At 63.0% G+C, this 15,677-nt stretch carries 16 protein-coding genes; 8 read left to right on the forward strand and 8 right to left on the reverse strand.

Features of this window, described 5'->3' with window-relative positions; all coding sequences use genetic code 11:
* Positions 1 to 127: 127 nt before the first annotated feature.
* Positions 128 to 1,042: an EamA family transporter gene (locus V6766_RS22840; RefSeq protein WP_448470519.1), complete on the reverse strand. Its 915-nt coding sequence runs from the start codon at positions 1,040 to 1,042 to the stop codon at positions 128 to 130.
* A 261-nt stretch (positions 1,043 to 1,303) separates the two neighbouring features.
* On the opposite strand from V6766_RS22840, the gene V6766_RS22845 reads away from it, so the two are divergent.
* The 6 genes from V6766_RS22845 (at position 1,304) to V6766_RS22870 (ending at position 6,267) form a co-directional block, all read left to right on the forward strand.
* Positions 1,304 to 2,008, forward strand: coding sequence for a pyrimidine 5'-nucleotidase (locus V6766_RS22845; protein ID WP_448470521.1), 705 nt, complete (start codon positions 1,304 to 1,306; stop codon positions 2,006 to 2,008).
* A gap of 114 nt (positions 2,009 to 2,122) precedes the next feature.
* Complete coding sequence (locus tag V6766_RS22850) at positions 2,123 to 2,911, forward strand: EF-hand domain-containing protein (RefSeq protein WP_448470523.1); 789 nt, start codon at positions 2,123 to 2,125, stop codon at positions 2,909 to 2,911.
* Positions 2,912 to 3,096: 185 nt separating this feature from the next.
* Positions 3,097 to 3,948, forward strand: coding sequence for a 2,3,4,5-tetrahydropyridine-2,6-dicarboxylate N-succinyltransferase (gene dapD / locus V6766_RS22855; RefSeq protein ID WP_448470525.1), 852 nt, complete (start codon positions 3,097 to 3,099; stop codon positions 3,946 to 3,948).
* A 38-nt stretch (positions 3,949 to 3,986) separates the two neighbouring features.
* Positions 3,987 to 5,171 (forward strand): succinyl-diaminopimelate desuccinylase, encoded by a 1,185-nt coding sequence (gene dapE / locus V6766_RS22860; protein ID WP_448470527.1) that lies wholly within the window; start codon positions 3,987 to 3,989, stop codon positions 5,169 to 5,171.
* Positions 5,155 to 5,739 carry a hypothetical protein gene (locus V6766_RS22865; protein ID WP_448470529.1) on the forward strand — a complete coding sequence of 195 codons (585 nt, stop codon included), beginning with the start codon at positions 5,155 to 5,157 and terminating at the stop codon, positions 5,737 to 5,739. Before dapE ends, V6766_RS22865 begins: the two co-directional genes overlap by 17 nt.
* A 63-nt stretch (positions 5,740 to 5,802) precedes the next feature.
* On the forward strand, positions 5,803 to 6,267 hold the full coding sequence (locus tag V6766_RS22870; RefSeq protein WP_448470531.1) for a hypothetical protein: 465 nt from the start codon (positions 5,803 to 5,805) through the stop codon (positions 6,265 to 6,267).
* A gap of 25 nt (positions 6,268 to 6,292) precedes the next feature.
* Here the strand turns inward: V6766_RS22870 and arsH are convergent, their stop codons facing one another.
* The 5 genes from arsH to def form a co-directional block, all read right to left on the reverse strand.
* Positions 6,293 to 6,937, reverse strand: coding sequence for an arsenical resistance protein ArsH (gene arsH, locus V6766_RS22875; protein WP_448470601.1), 645 nt, complete (start codon positions 6,935 to 6,937; stop codon positions 6,293 to 6,295).
* 61 nt (positions 6,938 to 6,998) lie between these two features.
* Positions 6,999 to 7,412: an arsenate reductase (glutaredoxin) gene (gene arsC, locus V6766_RS22880; RefSeq protein WP_448470533.1), complete on the reverse strand. Its 414-nt coding sequence runs from the start codon at positions 7,410 to 7,412 to the stop codon at positions 6,999 to 7,001.
* Between the two features lie 81 nt (positions 7,413 to 7,493).
* Positions 7,494 to 8,246, reverse strand: coding sequence for a tRNA pseudouridine(38-40) synthase TruA (truA, locus tag V6766_RS22885; RefSeq protein WP_448470535.1), 753 nt, complete (start codon positions 8,244 to 8,246; stop codon positions 7,494 to 7,496).
* The gene (gene fmt, locus V6766_RS22890; RefSeq protein WP_448470537.1) at positions 8,246 to 9,184 is read right to left on the reverse strand and encodes a methionyl-tRNA formyltransferase; all 939 of its coding nucleotides are present in this window, start codon (positions 9,182 to 9,184) and stop codon (positions 8,246 to 8,248) included. The genes truA and fmt overlap by 1 nt, the downstream gene beginning before the upstream one ends.
* A gap of 281 nt (positions 9,185 to 9,465) precedes the next feature.
* On the reverse strand, positions 9,466 to 9,981 hold the full coding sequence (gene def / locus V6766_RS22895) for a peptide deformylase (RefSeq protein WP_448470539.1): 516 nt from the start codon (positions 9,979 to 9,981) through the stop codon (positions 9,466 to 9,468).
* 158 nt (positions 9,982 to 10,139) lie between these two features.
* Between def and V6766_RS22900 the strand changes: the two genes are divergently transcribed.
* Positions 10,140 to 11,312 (forward strand): DNA recombination protein RmuC, encoded by a 1,173-nt coding sequence (locus tag V6766_RS22900; protein ID WP_448470541.1) that lies wholly within the window; start codon positions 10,140 to 10,142, stop codon positions 11,310 to 11,312.
* A gap of 176 nt (positions 11,313 to 11,488) precedes the next feature.
* Positions 11,489 to 12,388, forward strand: coding sequence for a ribokinase (locus tag V6766_RS22905; RefSeq protein ID WP_448470543.1), 900 nt, complete (start codon positions 11,489 to 11,491; stop codon positions 12,386 to 12,388).
* Positions 12,389 to 12,851: 463 nt separating this feature from the next.
* On the opposite strand, the gene mmsB is transcribed toward V6766_RS22905, so the two are convergent.
* A complete protein-coding gene (mmsB, locus tag V6766_RS22910; RefSeq protein WP_448470545.1) occupies positions 12,852 to 14,048 on the reverse strand; it encodes a multiple monosaccharide ABC transporter permease in 1,197 nt (398 codons plus the stop codon).
* Between the two features lie 7 nt (positions 14,049 to 14,055).
* Positions 14,056 to 15,576 (reverse strand): multiple monosaccharide ABC transporter ATP-binding protein, encoded by a 1,521-nt coding sequence (gene mmsA / locus V6766_RS22915; protein WP_448470547.1) that lies wholly within the window; start codon positions 15,574 to 15,576, stop codon positions 14,056 to 14,058.
* Between the last annotated feature and the right edge of the window lie 101 nt (positions 15,577 to 15,677).

Raw genomic sequence — 15,677 nt, forward strand, 5'->3', positions numbered from 1 at the left:
ACTTCGTCTCCCACCCCATCCCAACCTCCCAGATTGCAATCCGAGAAGTGTCAGGTATGTATCAAGGCCGTACACTTGACCCGAGGGTCCAGGCAGCGTTCTCCGTGTGGCCGAAGGGGTGAGACCTTCACGCAAACAGCAGCACCAGCACGCCGCAGACCACCAGCCCGCAGCCGAGCAATTCCACGCGGGTGATTTTTTCGCGGAAGAAAAGCACCGAGGTGGCGATGGTGAACAGCATTTCGACCTGCGCCACCGCCTTGACGATAGAGGCCTGCTGCAGGGTCATGGCGATGAACCAGCCGAAGGACGCGGTCGCGCCGACGAAGCCGACGGCCAGTGCGGGACGCCATGCGCGCAGCACCTTGCCAAGCTCCGTACGGTCGAAGGCGAGCATGTAGGCGATCATCGCAACCGCCTGGATCACGATCACCACCAGCAGTGTGAAAGCCGCCTGCATGATGCTGTCGGGCTGAGGCAGTGTGGGCGCCAGCGCCAGCGAGGCCGCTCGGTAGGACACCGCCGAAAGCCCGAACAGCGTGCCGGACGCGATGCCGATCAGTGCCGTTCGGGTCATCAGACCGGCAATCAGGGCATGCAAGCTGACGGCGCTGCGCGACAGTGAGATCAGCATGACGCCGGCAATAGAGATCAGGATGGCGATCACCGCCACATAGGAGATCGTCGCCCCGAAGAACAGAAATGCGAGAATGGCGGCCTGGGCCGGCTCGGTGCGCGAATAGGCCGTGCCAACCGCGAAATTGCGGAAAGAAAACAGGTAGACGAGCAGGAATGTCGCCGCGATCTGCCCTGCCGCGCCGATCACCGACCAGAACAGGAAATCGCCATTGACGGATGGTATGGGCCGGTCGAGGCCATAGGCGAGAATCGCGAAATAGAGCGCGGCGAACGGCACGCCGAACCCGAAACGGGTGAATGTGGCCCCGAGTGTGGCCATGCGCCCTTTCAGATATTTCTGAAGGGATGAACGCAGATTTTGCAGGAATGCGGCCGCAAATGTAATGCCGATCCAGATTTCCATGGGAATTGACCTTGAAGAGGATGAAAGGGGTATATCTGACGGCAGAGGCCGCCGTTTACCGCTTCAAAGTCGTCCGTTCACCGTCTTGCAGAAATCGGCAAAGAACCGCACCGGCAGGCGCTTGCGGTCCTGCAGGATGATCGGGCTCTGGCGAATGCATGTCGACATAGACCCTGTCTACCACGCCCTTTGCCCCGGCGCCAGTTGGGTCGAAACGCAAAGCCCGTTCCCTTCCCGCCCGCACTCTGCCATAAGGCAGGCATGACAACACCGATGACGCACCCCAAGAAAACCGATTTCGAGACCGTCCGCGACTGGGTCTTCGATCTCGACAACACGCTCTACCCGCATCACGTCAACCTGTTCTCGCAGGTCGACCGCAACATGACGGACTATGTCGCCCGGCTGCTCTCGCTGCCGCATGACGAGGCGCGGGTCTTGCAGAAGCAGTATTACCGCGACCACGGCACCACGCTGCAGGGGCTGATTATCAACCACCAGATCGACCCGAACGACTTTCTCGAAAAGGCGCATGAGATCGACTACACCGTGATCGAGCCCAATCCGGTGCTGGGCGAGGCGATCAAGGCGCTGCCGGGCCGCAAGTTCATCTTCACCAACGGCTCCGTGCCGCATGCCGAAAAGACCGCCGCCGCACTCGGCATCCGCGATCATTTCGACGACATCTTCGATATCGTCGCCGCCGGCTTCGTTCCCAAGCCGGATGCGATAGCCTATCGCAAGTTCCTCGACCGCTCCGGCGTCGACACCAGTCATGCGGCGATGTTCGAGGACCTGCCCCGCAATCTGCGGGAGCCGAAAGCGCTCGGCATGCGCACCGTGCTGATCGTGCCGCCCAATCTGGAATACGGGTTCGCCGAAGCGTTCGAGCAGCTTGGCGACGAAACGGGCCACATAGATTACGTGACGGAAGACCTGACGGGTTTCGTTTCCAGCCTGTTATGATGAACGGAATATGAATTACCGATTATTCAGGCTACCTTTCCGTAAATTAAGTCGTCTTTGAGCAGGCGCTCACCTACTCTTTCCTCATCGCAACACCACAATGAGGAAGAAGTCATGAATCGCAAGCAGTTCACCGTCTCCGCCCTTGCCGCGACGCTGGCGCTCGGCGCCGCCGCAACCCCGAGCCTCGCCCGCGACATGCGCGGCCCCGCTCCCGAACGCGGCTTCATCTACCTGCTGAAGACCTCCGACACCAACAAGGACGGCAAGATCACCGAGGACGAGGTCGTGGCCTTCCAGGACGGCCGGTTCGAGGAAATCGACGTCAATGGCGACGGCGTGATCACGCCTGGCGAATTTGCCGATTTCCGCGAGGCCGAACGGCAGGCCTTCCGCGACGCCAACCCGCGCCCTGAAGGCAAGATGGCCGCCCGCGACGACGCGCCCGCAAAGCCGGGCCCCGGCGGCAAGATGGCGGCGCAGAATGGCGGACCAGACGGCATGCCCGGCCCCGGCGGCAAAATGGCCGCGCAGAATGGCGGCCCGAACGGCATGCCCGGCCCCGATGGTAAGCCCGCCCGCGAGATGGCAGACAAGGAAGCCGGCCCCACAGGCATGAACGAGGATGCCCCGCGACGCATGGCGATGAACGGCGATGGCCCGCAGCACCGCATGGGCGGCCGCGATGACGATCACGGCAGGAACCGGGATGGCAAGGAATGGGGCGGACGGCCCGGCAATGTCGAACGCATCTTCTTCGTGCGCGCCGACACCGACCGCAGCGGCCAGGTGAGCCAGGAAGAGTTCGCCCAGCTTGCCGCCAAGATGTTTTCCCGCATGGACCGCAATGGCGACATGGTGATCACGATCGAGGACCTTCCGGATCGCCGCCCGATGCGCTGATCGGCAGCTTACAGACCTCCATCGAAGTGCCCCCGCCCCTGCGGGGGCATTTTCGTTTGGCATGACGGCGGCTTGTCCGGGAAGAACGGTCGGCAAAGATTGACGCCGTGGCTGGCCTCGCTTAGATCGGTTCAGACCAAGGCTTATCTTTGCGCCCATCGGCGCGACCGGCACAGGATACCAGCATGACCGATCTCACATCCCTCGAGAAAACCATCGACAACGCCTTCGAAAACCGCGGCGAAATTTCGGTTTCGACCAAGGGCGAGGTGCGCGATGCCGTCGAAGAGGCGCTGAATCTGCTCGACAGCGGCGAGGCTCGCGTGGCCGAAAGGCAGGAACACGGCGCCTGGAAGGTCAACCAGTGGCTGAAGAAGGCGGTGCTGCTGTCGTTCCGCCTGAACGACATGGAAGTGGTCAAGGGCGGCCCCGGCAACGCCACGTGGTGGGACAAGGTGCCCTCCAAGTTCGAGGGCTGGGGCGACAACCAGTTCCGCGCGGCCGGTTTCCGCGCCGTGCCCAACGCCGTCGTGCGCCGCTCGGCCTATATCGCGCCGGGCGTGGTGCTGATGCCATCCTTCGTCAATCTCGGCGCTCGTGTCGATGAAGGCACGATGGTCGATACCTGGGCCACCGTCGGCTCCTGCGCCCAGATCGGGAAGAATGTGCATCTGTCCGGCGGCGTCGGCATTGGCGGCGTGCTGGAGCCGATGCAGGCGGGTCCCACCATCATCGAGGACAATTGCTTCATCGGCGCGCGGTCCGAAGTGGTCGAGGGCTGCATCGTGCGCGAGGGCTCCGTGCTTGGCATGGGGGTCTATATCGGCCAGTCGACCAAGATCGTCGACCGCGCCACCGGCGAGATCAGCTATGGCGAAATCCCGCCCTATTCGGTCGTCGTCGCCGGCACGCTGCCGGCCGCAAAGCCGATGGGCAATGGCGCGCCCGGCCCCGGCCTCTACTGCGCGGTGATCGTCAAGCGCGTCGATGAAAAGACCCGCTCGAAGACCGGCATCAACGAGCTTCTGCGCGACTGACCACTGGCAATCGCCGTGGAAATATCCAGATAGAGATGATGAGCGCCACCGATCCCGTCGAGAACCTGCAAGCCCTGATCCGCTGCCCCTCCGTGACCCCGGAAGAAGGCGGCGCGCTCTCGGCGCTTGAGGCGATGCTTGCCCCGCTCGGCTTTACCGTCGAGCGGATGACGGCAAGCGGGGACGACACACCGGATGTCGAAAATCTCTACGCCCGGCTCGGCGCGGAGGGCCCGCATCTGATGTTTGCCGGCCATACCGACGTGGTGCCGCCCGGCGACGAGACCTCCTGGTCCCATCCGCCCTTTGCCGCCGAGATCGCCGACGGCCTGCTTTACGGTCGCGGCGCCGTCGATATGAAGGGCGGCATTGCCTGTTTCGTGGCCGCGCTCGCCCGCTTCATCGGCGAAAACGGCAAGCCGGCGGGCTCCGTGTCGCTGCTGATCACCGGCGATGAGGAAGGCCCGGGCATCAACGGCACGGACAAACTACTGCAATGGGCGGCCGCGCGCGGCGAGCACTGGGACGCGGCGCTTGTAGGCGAGCCGACCAATCCGGACGCGCTCGGCGACATGATCAAGGTCGGTCGGCGCGGTTCGCTGACGGGCCGGCTGACCCTGACCGGCGTTCAGGGCCATGTCGCCTACCCGCACCTCGCAGACAACCCGCTCAGGACCATGGCCGGCGCGCTCGATGCGCTGATGGGCACGCCGCTCGACAACGGCACGGATCTGTTTCCGCCGACCAATCTGGAGGTGACCTCGGTCGATACCGGCAATCCGGCCACAAATGTGATCCCGGAAAAGGCGACAGCGACCTTCAACATCCGTTTCAATGACCTTTGGAGCGAAGAGACGCTGAAGGCCGAAATTCTCGACAGGATCGAACGCGCGGCGCGCACCGGCGGAAAGGATACCACCCGTTTTGCTGTCGAATGGCTCGGACGCGTCAGCCCCGTGTTTCTCACGCGTGACGAACAGCTTGCCGGCAGCCTGTCCGACGCGATCGAGGCGGTCACCGGCAAGACGCCGCAGCTTTCCACCACCGGCGGCACCTCGGATGCCCGCTTCATCAAGGATTACTGCCCGGTTGTCGAATTCGGCCTTGTCGGCCAGACCATGCACAAGGTGGATGAGCGCGTGGCGGTCGCCGACCTCGAAAATCTCACCGAAATCTACCGGCATTTCATAGAGAGGTGGTTCGCGCTTGCCGCTGCTTGCTGAGGTCCTTTTCTACCTGCGCGGACTTTGGCTGTTGTTCAAGGCCGATCCGGCCCATGCGCGCTATCTGGATTTCACCGAGCGGGGCGTGGCGCGCTCGTTCTGGGCGCTTGCCTATTGCCTTCCGCTGATGGTGGCGAGCGAGCTGGTGAGCCTTACCCGCCTTGTGCAGCCCCCGATCGACCTCACGCTCGTAACGCTTCTGCGCACCGCATTGATTCAGGGGTTGAGCTGGATGGCGCCGCTGGTTGTGCTCGGCGTCGTCTGCATGGTCTCCGGCCTGCCGCGCGCCTTCCTCAAGATCATCGTCGCCACCAACTGGCTGAGCCTGCCGGTGAACATCTTCGCAGCACTCGCGATCTTCCTGATCGCGACCGGGCTGCAGCCGCTGGCGACCATCGTGCTGATCGTGTTCCAGACCGTGCTGCTCGGCGCCTTTCTGTTCGAGATCCGGATCGTCTACATGCTGATGGATGAAAAAGTGCTGCCAACGGCGGCGGCGATCATCGCCTCGGCGATCACCGCGCTGCTGGTCACCGATATCGGCACGCGCTATATCGTGGGTGGGTGAGAGCGCCCTTACTTGACAGGGGCTGCCGCTCACGCAAAGATTGTATGCATCGGGGGATATGTCATGACCAGAAAAGCGCTGGCGCTCGCCGTTCTGCTGGGGCTCGTCGCCTGCCAGACGGGGCCGGTTTCGATTTTGTACAAGGAAGGCTCGACCCGCGCAGAGCGGCAGGAAGCCTATGACCAGTGCTTCATCGCCGCGCTGAAGGATGTGCCGCAGAACATGGTGACCGAAGTGACCGGCGGCTACAGCTACCCCGGCTTCGTGAGCTGCGACACCAACGGCGACACCACCATATGCGGCGAAGTTGGCGGCTACACCACGCCGGTGGAAAGCTATAGCTACGACACCAACGAGAAACTGCGCCAGCGCCTGATCAACCGCTGCCTTGCAGACAAGGGCTTTTCCGACGTCACGATACCCTATTGCCAGACCAAGGAAGAGCGCGCCGCCTATCAGATGCAGGTCGCCCAGCCGCCGCTCGGCGAACTCACCTGCGTCACCGGCCAGACCGTTTCAACGCAGTGAGGATGCGCCGCCGCGCATTCCAGCGTCAGGCGCCGGTCTGGCGCACGTGTTTCTCGGCCGCCTCGACCCGCTCGGAATAGCGCTCGGTCAGATATGCGCTCTGCCCGCGAAGCAGAAGGATGAACTTCACCAGTTCCTCCATGACATCGACGACGCGCCGATAATAGGGTGACGGCTTCATCCGTCCGCTCTCGTCGAATTCGTTGTAGGCCTTGGCGACGGAGGATTGGTTGGGAATTGTGAACATCCGCATCCAGCGGCCGAGAATGCGCATCTGATTGACGGTGTTGAAGCTCTGGGATCCGCCGCATACCTGCATCAGCGCCAGGGTCCGCCCCTGTGTCGGCCGCACGCCGCCCGCCGAAAGCGGCAACCAATCAATCTGGGTTTTCATGACCGAGCTCATCGCGCCGTGCCGTTCGGGCGAGCACCAGACATGCGCCTCGGACCAGATCGAGGCGGACCGCAACTCCTGCACCTTCGGATGATCTTCATCGGTGCTGCCGACCAGTGGAAGTCCGTGCGGATCGAAAATCCGCACCTCCGCGCCGAATGCCGCAAGCAAACGCGCCGCCTCCTCCGTCAGAAGCCGGGAATAGGAGCGTTCGCGCAGCGACCCGTAGAGCATCAGCACCCTGGGCGGATGCGCGATCCGGTTGCCGGAAAACAGGCGTTCGGGATCGACAGGGCCGTTTCATCCAGCGCGGGCATTGATCCCGCGTCCGGCAGGTTCACTTTTTGCCCTGCGGCGAGACCACCTCGCCGTCTTCCTTGGTGAAGCCGCCGATTGCCGGGTTCGGCAGGATTTCGAGCACGGTCTCCGACGGGCGGCACAGTTTTGCGCCTTTCTCGGTCACCACAATCGGGCGGTTGATCAGGATCGGATGTTCCATCATGGCGTCGAGCAGCTCGTCGTCGGAAAGCGCCGGATCATCGAGGCCGAGGTCTTCATAGGGCGTGCCCTTGCGGCGGAGCAGATCGCGCACCGGAATTGCCATCGCCGCGATCAATTCCTGAAGCTTTTCGCGCGTTGGCGGGGTCTTCAGATATTCGATGACCTCCAGCTCCTCGCCGGACTGCCGGATCATTGCCAGCACGTTGCGCGACGTTCCGCAGGCGGGATTGTGGTAGATGGTGACGGACATCGGAACCTCAAACATATCCATAAAGCTGGAAATATAGATATATCGGAAGACCGAACGACGCAAGCCCCGTCCGGATATCGCTCAATCGCCCGGGTAGTCCACCTGCATGAAATAAAGCCCTTCCGGCGGGGCCACCGGACCGCAGGCCTTGCGGTCGCGCGCCTCCAGCGCCTGGCGCACGTCTTCCGCCGACATCTTGCCCTCGCCGGCAAGTTTCAGCGTGCCTGCAAAGGAGCGGATCTGGTTGTGCAGAAAGCTCTGGGCGGTGGCGCGGATCTCGATGATATCGCCGTCGCGCGTCACATCGAGCCGATCGAGCGTGCGCACCGGCGATTTCGCCTGGCACTGCACCGAGCGAAATGTTGTGAAATCGTGCCTGCCGATGAGCATCTGGGCCGCCGCATGCATGGCCGCGTGGTCCAGCGGCTTCGGCACCCACCAGCCGCGCTTCCATTCCAGCGCCGGATGAGCGCGCCGGTTGATGATGCGATAGAGATAATGCCGCCTGAGCGCCGAGAACCGGGCATCGAAATCCGGCTCGGCCTCGACCACATCGACCACCGAAATGCCATCGCCGGCAAGCCGAAGATGGGCGTTGACCGCATTCAGCAGCGTGAACGGGCTCCAGGGCTTGATGAGATCGAGATGCACCACCTGGCCGCGGGCGTGAACGCCTGAATCCGTGCGCCCCGCCCCGCGGATCGACACGGTCTCGCCGGAGAACCCGGCGATCGCCTCCTCCAGCGCGCTCTGCACCGAGCGCCCCTCGGCCTGTCGCTGCCAGCCGACAAATGCCGTGCCGTCATACTCAACCTTCAGGCGGTAACGCGGCATCAGGCAATCACCATTCCCGGGAGAAGCGGCGTGCCGCGCAGGAAATCCTCGGCCGAAAGCGGCTTTCCGCCGGCCTTCTGCAGCCGGAGGAGCCGCACCGCGCCCTTGCCGCAAACGATCGTGAGATCCGGCCCCGCAAGCACCGTGCCGGGCGCGCCCTCGCCTTCGCCGAGCGCGCTTTCATGCACCTTGACCCGCTCGAGTCTCTTGCCCGCCGGCACCTCCATCCAGGCGCCCGGAAACGGCGCAAGCCCCCGGATATGATTATGCACCTCGGCGGCCGGCCGGCTGAAATCGATCCGGGTCTCGCTCTTGTCGATCTTCTTCGCGTAGGTGACGCCATCTTCGGCCTGCGGCGAAAGCGGCAGGTCACCGGCCTCGAGCTTCTTCATCGCCTCCGCCATCAGCCGCGCGCCGTCATGCATCAGCCGGTCGTGCAGCGCGCCGGCCGTCATGTCGGGACCGATCGTGACCCGTTTGGTCAGCGCCACCGGCCCGGTATCGAGCCCCTTTTCCATCTTCATGATCATCATGCCGGTCTCGCGGTCGCCGGCCATGATCGCGCGCTGGATCGGAGCAGCACCCCGCCAGCGGGGCAGAAGCGAGGCATGGCCGTTATAGGCGCCAAGCCGCGTGCCGTTCAGCACCGCTTCCGGCAGCAGCAGACCATAGGCGACCACCACCGCGACATCGGCATCGAGCGCGGCGAAGGCGGCGCGATCTTCGGGTTCACGGAAATTTTCCGGCGTGCGCACCGGCAGGCCGAGCAGTTCGGCAGCCTGATGCACCGGCGACTTCACCTCTGTCAGCCCGCGCCGGCCGGCCGCCCGCGGCGGCTGGGTATAGACGCAGGCAATCTCGTGGCCCGCCTCCTTCAACGCCCTGAGGGTGGGAACGGAGAATTCGGGTGTACCCATAAAAATGATTCTGAGGGTCATGATCGCTCCTTCCGGCCCACGCAATGCGGCAACCACGAAACCGCGGCAACCGGATAGATAGAACGCGGCCGCCGTGCTGCCAAAGACAAATCTGCCGCACCCGGAAATACACCGAACCGCAACGGCCTCCCGGCGGGACGAAACGACGCGCTTCGATATCGCAAGCAGGCCTTCAATGGGTTCGCCAATCAGGGGTTCGCCAATCAACGGAAGCACGGGCCCGCTCTCACCATGCCGTTTCGAGGCGTTTTTGCAGGCATGCCGCATCGATGCGGCATGTCCTAAAGCTTGTGCTTGGCCGCCTTGGTGAACTTCTTGATCACCCGATCGCGCTTCAAACGCGACAGATAATCGATGAACAGCGCGCCGTCGAGATGGTCGATCTCATGCTGCAGGCAGGTGGCGAGCAGGCCGTCGGCCTCGATTTCCTGCTCCTTGCCGGCGAGGTCGGTATAACGCACCCGCACGTTCGCCGGACGTTCCACCTCGGCATAAAACTCCGGTATCGACAGGCAGCCCTCCTCATAGACCGAGCGCTCGTCGGAAGTGTGCAGCACGATGGGGTTGATCACCACCATGGGCTGCTTTTCGCCCTCGTCCCTGTTGGCGACATCGAGCACCAGCATGCGGCGGGGAACCCCGACCTGGATCGCGGCAAGGCCGATGCCGGGAGCCTCATACATAGTCTCCAGCATATCGTCAGCAAATTTCTTCAGGTCGTCGTCTATGCGCTCGACCGGTTTCGAGACCGTGCGCAGCAGAGGGTCCGGCAAAATAATCAATGGCATCGTGGTCATGCCCACCCCATAGCGCATGTTCGCGCCGGGGGAAATATTTTCATACGGTCTACCTCAAACCTCCCGTCCTCTTTGTTGCCTGCCAATCATTTTGTTCACGTTTTGATCTTTATTTCAAGAAAAATCTGCGATAGGCTCGCGATAAGAGAGGTGACGTTATGGACGCAGTGATGGCCCGACTGGCGGCAATGGACACGGCGACGCTCGCCATGGCCGGCGCGTTGTGCATTATGATTGCCGCCCTCGTCATTCTCCTGGCCCGGCGCGGCGGGGCGCGGCAGGACAAGGGCCTCGAACGCGAGTTGCAGCAACTGGTGCAGGCGCAAAGCGAAATGCAGGGCCGCATGGCGACGATGGCGGAACTGTTCGGCAGCCGCCAGTCGGAACTGAATGCCGCGCTCGGCTCTCGCCTCGACGGCCTTTCGCAAAGGATCGGCACCACGCTGCACCAGCAGCACCAGACCACACACGAAAACCTCAGGCGCCTGCAGGAGCGGCTTGCCGTCATCGACGCGGCGCAGAACAACATCCAGTCGCTCGCCAAGGATGTGGTGGGCCTGCAAGCGATTCTGTCAAACAAGCAGACCCGCGGCGCTTTCGGCCAGGGGCGGATGGAGGCGATCATCGCCGATGCCCTGCCCGCCGGCAGTTTTCGGTTCCAGGCAACGCTGTCGAACGGGACCCGGCCCGACTGCGTGGTGGACATGCCGAACGGCGCGCCGCCGCTGATCATCGATGCCAAATTTCCGCTCGAATCATGGAACGCCATGCGCGCGGCGGACAGCGACGAGGCGGCGCGCGCCTCCAGCCAGCGTTTCCGCCGCGATCTCGATACCCATCTCCGCGATATCGCCGACAAATATCTGCTGCCCGGCGAAACCCAGGACACGGCCTTCCTGTTCGTGCCGTCCGAGTCGATTTTCGCCGATATTCACGAGCACTATGAGGCGGTGGTGCAGCGCGCCCATGCCATGCGCGTGGTGATCGTGTCGCCGACACTGCTGCTGCTGTCGATCCAGGTCGTGCAGGCGGTGATGAAGGACCAGCGCATGCGCGAACAGGCGCATCTGATACAGGGCGAGGTGGCCCACCTTCTGGCGGACCTCGCCCGCCTCAACGAGCGCGTGGCAAAGCTGGAAAGCCATTTCAATCAGGCCCGTCAGGATGTCGAGACGATCCGAATATCCACGGGCAAGATCGCCCGGCGCGGCGAACGGATCGCCACGCTGGAATTCGAGACCGGCGGAAAGGAGGCTGAGCCGTCTTCCACGCTTGATGAGGAACAGCAGGGGCTCGGCCGCATGAAACTGCGCGTCGTCGACGAGGACTGATTGCCATCGCGGCTTGCGCGCAATAAAAGCGCAAGAGAGAGCACCGGCGGCCGGTTTCGCGGTCGGCCGACTGGATGCGATGTTTGAGTGTGCCGGACCGGCGAGGCGTGAAAGATGGCCTCGCCTTCCGGCGGAAGCCTTCGGGTCGACCAAGCGAGGCTGACGGGAGTACTGCCATGATCACGGTCTTCGGTTCCATCAATATGGACCTCATCGCCACCACGCCGCGCCTGCCGAAACCGGGCGAAACCGTGGCCGGCACCTCCTTTGCCACCGCCCAGGGCGGAAAGGGCGCAAACCAGGCGCTTGCCGCGCGCCGCGCCGGCTCCACCGTCGCCCTGGCGGGCGCCGTCGGCAATGACGAGTTCGCCTCCACCGCCACCGCCCTCCTTTCGGAGGCCGGCGTCGACCTTTCGGCGGTGAAGACGACCGATGGCCCCACCGGCACGGCGATGATCCTTGTCGGCGGCGACGGGGAAAATGTCATCGTCATCAACGCCGCCGCCAACGGCAAGGTCACCGAAGCGGACGCCGAGGCGGTCGTGGCAGAAATGTCGCCGGACGATACGCTGGTGCTGCAGCTCGAAATTCCCGCCAATGCCATCCGCGTTGCGCTTAAGAGCGCCCGCGAAAAAGGCATCCGTACGATCCTCAACACCGCGCCGCTGACGCCGGAAGCGGCCGAACTCGGTGCGCTCGCCGATATCGTGATTGCCAATGAGACCGAGTTCGAGCGGCTCGTCGGGGCCGAGGAACTCGGCAGCGAAGGGCGAATTTCGATGCTGAAGACCCGCCATGACGAGACCGGCCAGACAATCGTGATCACGCTCGGGGCCGAGGGCGTCGTCGCCATGCATGAGGGCAATTTCCACCGCATCGACGCGCTGAAGATCGACCCGGTCGATACCGTCGGCGCCGGCGATACCTTCTGCGGCTATTTCGCAAGCGGGCTCGATCAGGGGCTGCCATTCGCGGAAGCCGCGCACCGCGCCGCCGTCGCAGGCGCGCTCGCCTGCCTCAAGCCCGGCGCCCAGCCCTCGATCCCGGAAAAGGCCGCGGTCGACGCGCGGGCCTGAAATCATCGGTCCCTGGCTTTACGCCATCCATTTCCCGGAGAGCACGGGCGGTTCAGACCAACCGGCCGATGATCCAGCCGCGCGAGTTTTTTTGACCTTGCCGTACGGCGGAAACGCAAATCCGCATTCGTCTTTCAGGTAGACGCCCGACGCCAGCGCCCTATTTCAAAGGAGGCTGCGCTTGTCGGGCGTAGCCGCTCGGCATGGTCGCAAGAACCCGAATATTGGGGCGCTGGACCCAATTGTTAAATTTTTTACTTTTCTTTTGGTCCATTTTGCGAGATGACGCGTTAATGCCCTATCCAGACGCGCCAAGGTGCCGGCTCGTCCGGCAGTCTGGAAAAAGGGGGTGCGCCCCGTGCCCCGGCACATCATCCCCCGATGTGCCGGGGTTTTTCGTGTCAGGGTCACGCATGGCGCGCGAAGCGGCAGGGCTGTGTCGCCCTGCCTTTCCCGCGGGAATTCAGGCTTTGTTCTTGTTGTAGACGTCGAAGACGACGGCGGCGAGCAGCACCAGGCCCTTGATCACCTGCTGGTAATCGATGCCGATGCCCATGATCGACATGCCGTTGTTCATGATGCCCATGATGAAGGCGCCGACCACAGCGCCGACGATTTTGCCGACACCACCCGACATCGATGCGCCGCCGATGAACACCGCCGCGATCACATCAAGCTCGAAACCATTGCCGGCCTTGGGCGTGGCTATGTTGAGGCGGGCGGCGAACACGAGACCGGCAAGTGCTGCCAGCATGCCCATGTTCACGAACACGATGAAGTTCAGCCGCTTGGTGTTGATGCCTGAAAGGGCCGCCGCCTTCTCGTTGCCGCCGATGGCATAGACTCTGCGCCCGAAGGTCGTGCTCTCAGTGATGAAGGTGTAGATCACCGTCAGGATCGCCATCGATATCAGCACGTTCGGCAGGCCGCGGAACGAGGCGAGCTTCCAGGCCACGAACACCAGCACGCCGGCAACGATGATGTTGCGGCCAAGAAAGAAGGACAGCGGCTCATCCTCGATGCCGTACGCGACGTTGCGGGCCCGCGACCGCCAGGCGAGATAGACGATCGCGGCAGCAGCGATGATGCCGGCCACAAGCGCCGTCATATTCGGCCGGCCGACGCCGAAGAGGTCGGGCACGAAACCGGTCGACAGCAGCTGGAAGGACCCCGGGAACGGGCCAACCGACTGGCCATTGAGGATCCACAGCGACAGCCCGCGGAAGATCAGCATGCCCGCGAGCGTGACGATGAAGGACGGGATGCGCCAATAGGCGACCCAGTATCCCTGCCACGCCCCGATCAGCATGCCGGCGAAGATGCAGGCAAAGAAGGCGACCACGACCGGCACCTGCCAGTGGACAATCATCACTGCGGCCAGCGCGCCGATGAACCCCACGATCGAGCCCACCGACAGGTCGATATGCCCGGCCACGATGATCATCAGCATGCCAAGCGCCATGATGATCACATAGGAGTTCTGCAGGAACAGGTTGGTGATGTTGACCGGTCGCATCAGCACGCCGTCGGTGACGATCTGGAAAAACGCGATGATGACGATCAAAGCGAGCAGGATGCCGTAATCGCGCATCCTGAGTGTCAGATAGGAGCGGATCGAGGGCTTGTGCTCGTCCGCGGCGGTTTCCTCGGGTGTATTCATCGCTCTCTCATTTCCTGACAATGAAGGACATGATGCGTTCCTGGCTCGCCTCTTCAGCGCTCAGTTCGCCCACCAATGCCCCCTCGTTCATGATGTAAATGCGGTCGCACATGCCGAGCAGTTCCGGCATTTCCGATGAGATCATCACGACGCCTCGGCCTTCGGCCGCAAGCTCGTTCATCAGCGTGTAAATCTCGTATTTGGCGCCGACATCGATGCCGCGCGTCGGTTCGTCCAGGATCAGCACGTCCGGCTGGGTGAACAGCCATTTCGACAGCACCACCTTCTGCTGGTTGCCGCCCGAAAGGTTGACGACGCGCTGGGCCACTGTCGGCGTGCGAATGTTCATGGCCTTGCGATAGTGCTCGGAGGTTTTGGTTTCCTCGGCGGTGTTCAGAACGCCATATTTGGAAACCCCGCCAAGATGGGCGAGCGTCACATTGCGGGTGATGGGCTCGTCCAGGATCAGCCCCAGCCCCTTGCGGTCCTCGGTCACATAGGCAAGCCCGGCATGGATGGCTTTCGGCACGGTGGAGACATCCACCTTCTCGCCGCCAAGCCAGACCTCGCCGGAGATATTACGGCCATAGCTGTGGCCAAAAATGCTCATGGCAAGCTCGGTGCGCCCTGCCCCCATCACGCCGGCAATGCCGACGATCTCGCCGGCACGCACGTTGAAGGCGACGTTCTTGATCACCTTGCGGTCGGCCTGTTCGGGGTGCCACACGGTCCAGTCCTTCACCGCCATCAGTTCCTCGCCGAACTTGCGCTCGCGGTCGGGATAGCGGTTTTCCATGGTCCGGCCGACCATGGCCTGGATGATCCGGGCTTCGCTGACTTCCTCCGTGGAGCAGTCGATATCGGCGACCGACGAACCATCGCGCAGCACCGTGATATTGTCGGCGATCTGTTCGACCTCGTTCAGCTTGTGCGAGATCAGGATCGAGGTGATGCCCTGCTTTTTCAGGTCCAGAAGCAGCTTGAGAAGCTTGGCGCTGTCGGATTCCGAAAGCGCGGCCGTCGGCTCGTCGAGAATGAGAAGGCGGACATCCTTGGACAGCGCCTTGGCGATCTCGACAAGCTGCTGCTTGCCGACGCCGATCTTCTCCACCAGCGTCGCCGGCGGGTCCTTCAGCCCGACCTTGCGGAGCAGTTTTTCGGTGCGGTCGAAGGTTTCCGGCCAGTCGATCACGCCGGCGCGCGACACCTCGTTGCCCAGGAAGATATTCTCCGCGATCGACAATTGCGGCACCAGCGCCAGCTCCTGGTGGATGATGATGACGCCCTTCTTTTCGCTGTCGGCAATGCCGGAAAAGGTCGCCAGTTCGCCGGCATAGTAGATTTCGCCCTCATAGGAGCCGTGGGGATAGACCCCGGAAAGCACTTTCATCAGCGTGGATTTGCCCGCGCCGTTCTCGCCGACCAGCGCGTGGATCTCGCCTTCCTCGACCTTCAGGTCGACGTCGCTCAACGCCTTCACCCCGGGAAAGGTCTTGGTGATCTTTCGCATTTCGAGCAATGTTGTCATGACACCTGTCACCGTTTGGCACCGGATCGCGCGTCAAGCGCCACCCATTCCTTCGACGCGTTACCGACAAGCCCTTGGGGCTCGCGTGCGTCAGCCCGCCG

The organism is Martelella sp. AMO21009 (genome assembly GCF_053484295.1).

What these genes read in the sequence shown, in the direction of transcription:
- V6766_RS22840 (WP_448470519.1), bottom strand. Translation starts at nt 1,042, where the DNA reads ATGGAAATCTGGATCGGCATTACATTTGCGGCCGCATTCCTGCAAAAT.
- V6766_RS22845 (WP_448470521.1), top strand. Translation starts at nt 1,304, where the DNA reads ATGACAACACCGATGACGCACCCCAAGAAAACCGATTTCGAGACCGTC.
- V6766_RS22850 (WP_448470523.1), top strand. Translation starts at nt 2,123, where the DNA reads ATGAATCGCAAGCAGTTCACCGTCTCCGCCCTTGCCGCGACGCTGGCG.
- dapD (WP_448470525.1), top strand. Translation starts at nt 3,097, where the DNA reads ATGACCGATCTCACATCCCTCGAGAAAACCATCGACAACGCCTTCGAA.
- dapE (WP_448470527.1), top strand. Translation starts at nt 3,987, where the DNA reads ATGAGCGCCACCGATCCCGTCGAGAACCTGCAAGCCCTGATCCGCTGC.
- V6766_RS22870 (WP_448470531.1), top strand. Translation starts at nt 5,803, where the DNA reads ATGACCAGAAAAGCGCTGGCGCTCGCCGTTCTGCTGGGGCTCGTCGCC.
- arsC (WP_448470533.1), bottom strand. Translation starts at nt 7,412, where the DNA reads ATGTCCGTCACCATCTACCACAATCCCGCCTGCGGAACGTCGCGCAAC.
- truA (WP_448470535.1), bottom strand. Translation starts at nt 8,246, where the DNA reads ATGCCGCGTTACCGCCTGAAGGTTGAGTATGACGGCACGGCATTTGTC.
- fmt (WP_448470537.1), bottom strand. Translation starts at nt 9,184, where the DNA reads ATGACCCTCAGAATCATTTTTATGGGTACACCCGAATTCTCCGTTCCC.
- def (WP_448470539.1), bottom strand. Translation starts at nt 9,981, where the DNA reads ATGACCACGATGCCATTGATTATTTTGCCGGACCCTCTGCTGCGCACG.
- V6766_RS22900 (WP_448470541.1), top strand. Translation starts at nt 10,140, where the DNA reads ATGGACGCAGTGATGGCCCGACTGGCGGCAATGGACACGGCGACGCTC.
- V6766_RS22905 (WP_448470543.1), top strand. Translation starts at nt 11,489, where the DNA reads ATGATCACGGTCTTCGGTTCCATCAATATGGACCTCATCGCCACCACG.
- mmsB (WP_448470545.1), bottom strand. Translation starts at nt 14,048, where the DNA reads ATGAATACACCCGAGGAAACCGCCGCGGACGAGCACAAGCCCTCGATC.
- mmsA (WP_448470547.1), bottom strand. Translation starts at nt 15,576, where the DNA reads ATGACAACATTGCTCGAAATGCGAAAGATCACCAAGACCTTTCCCGGG.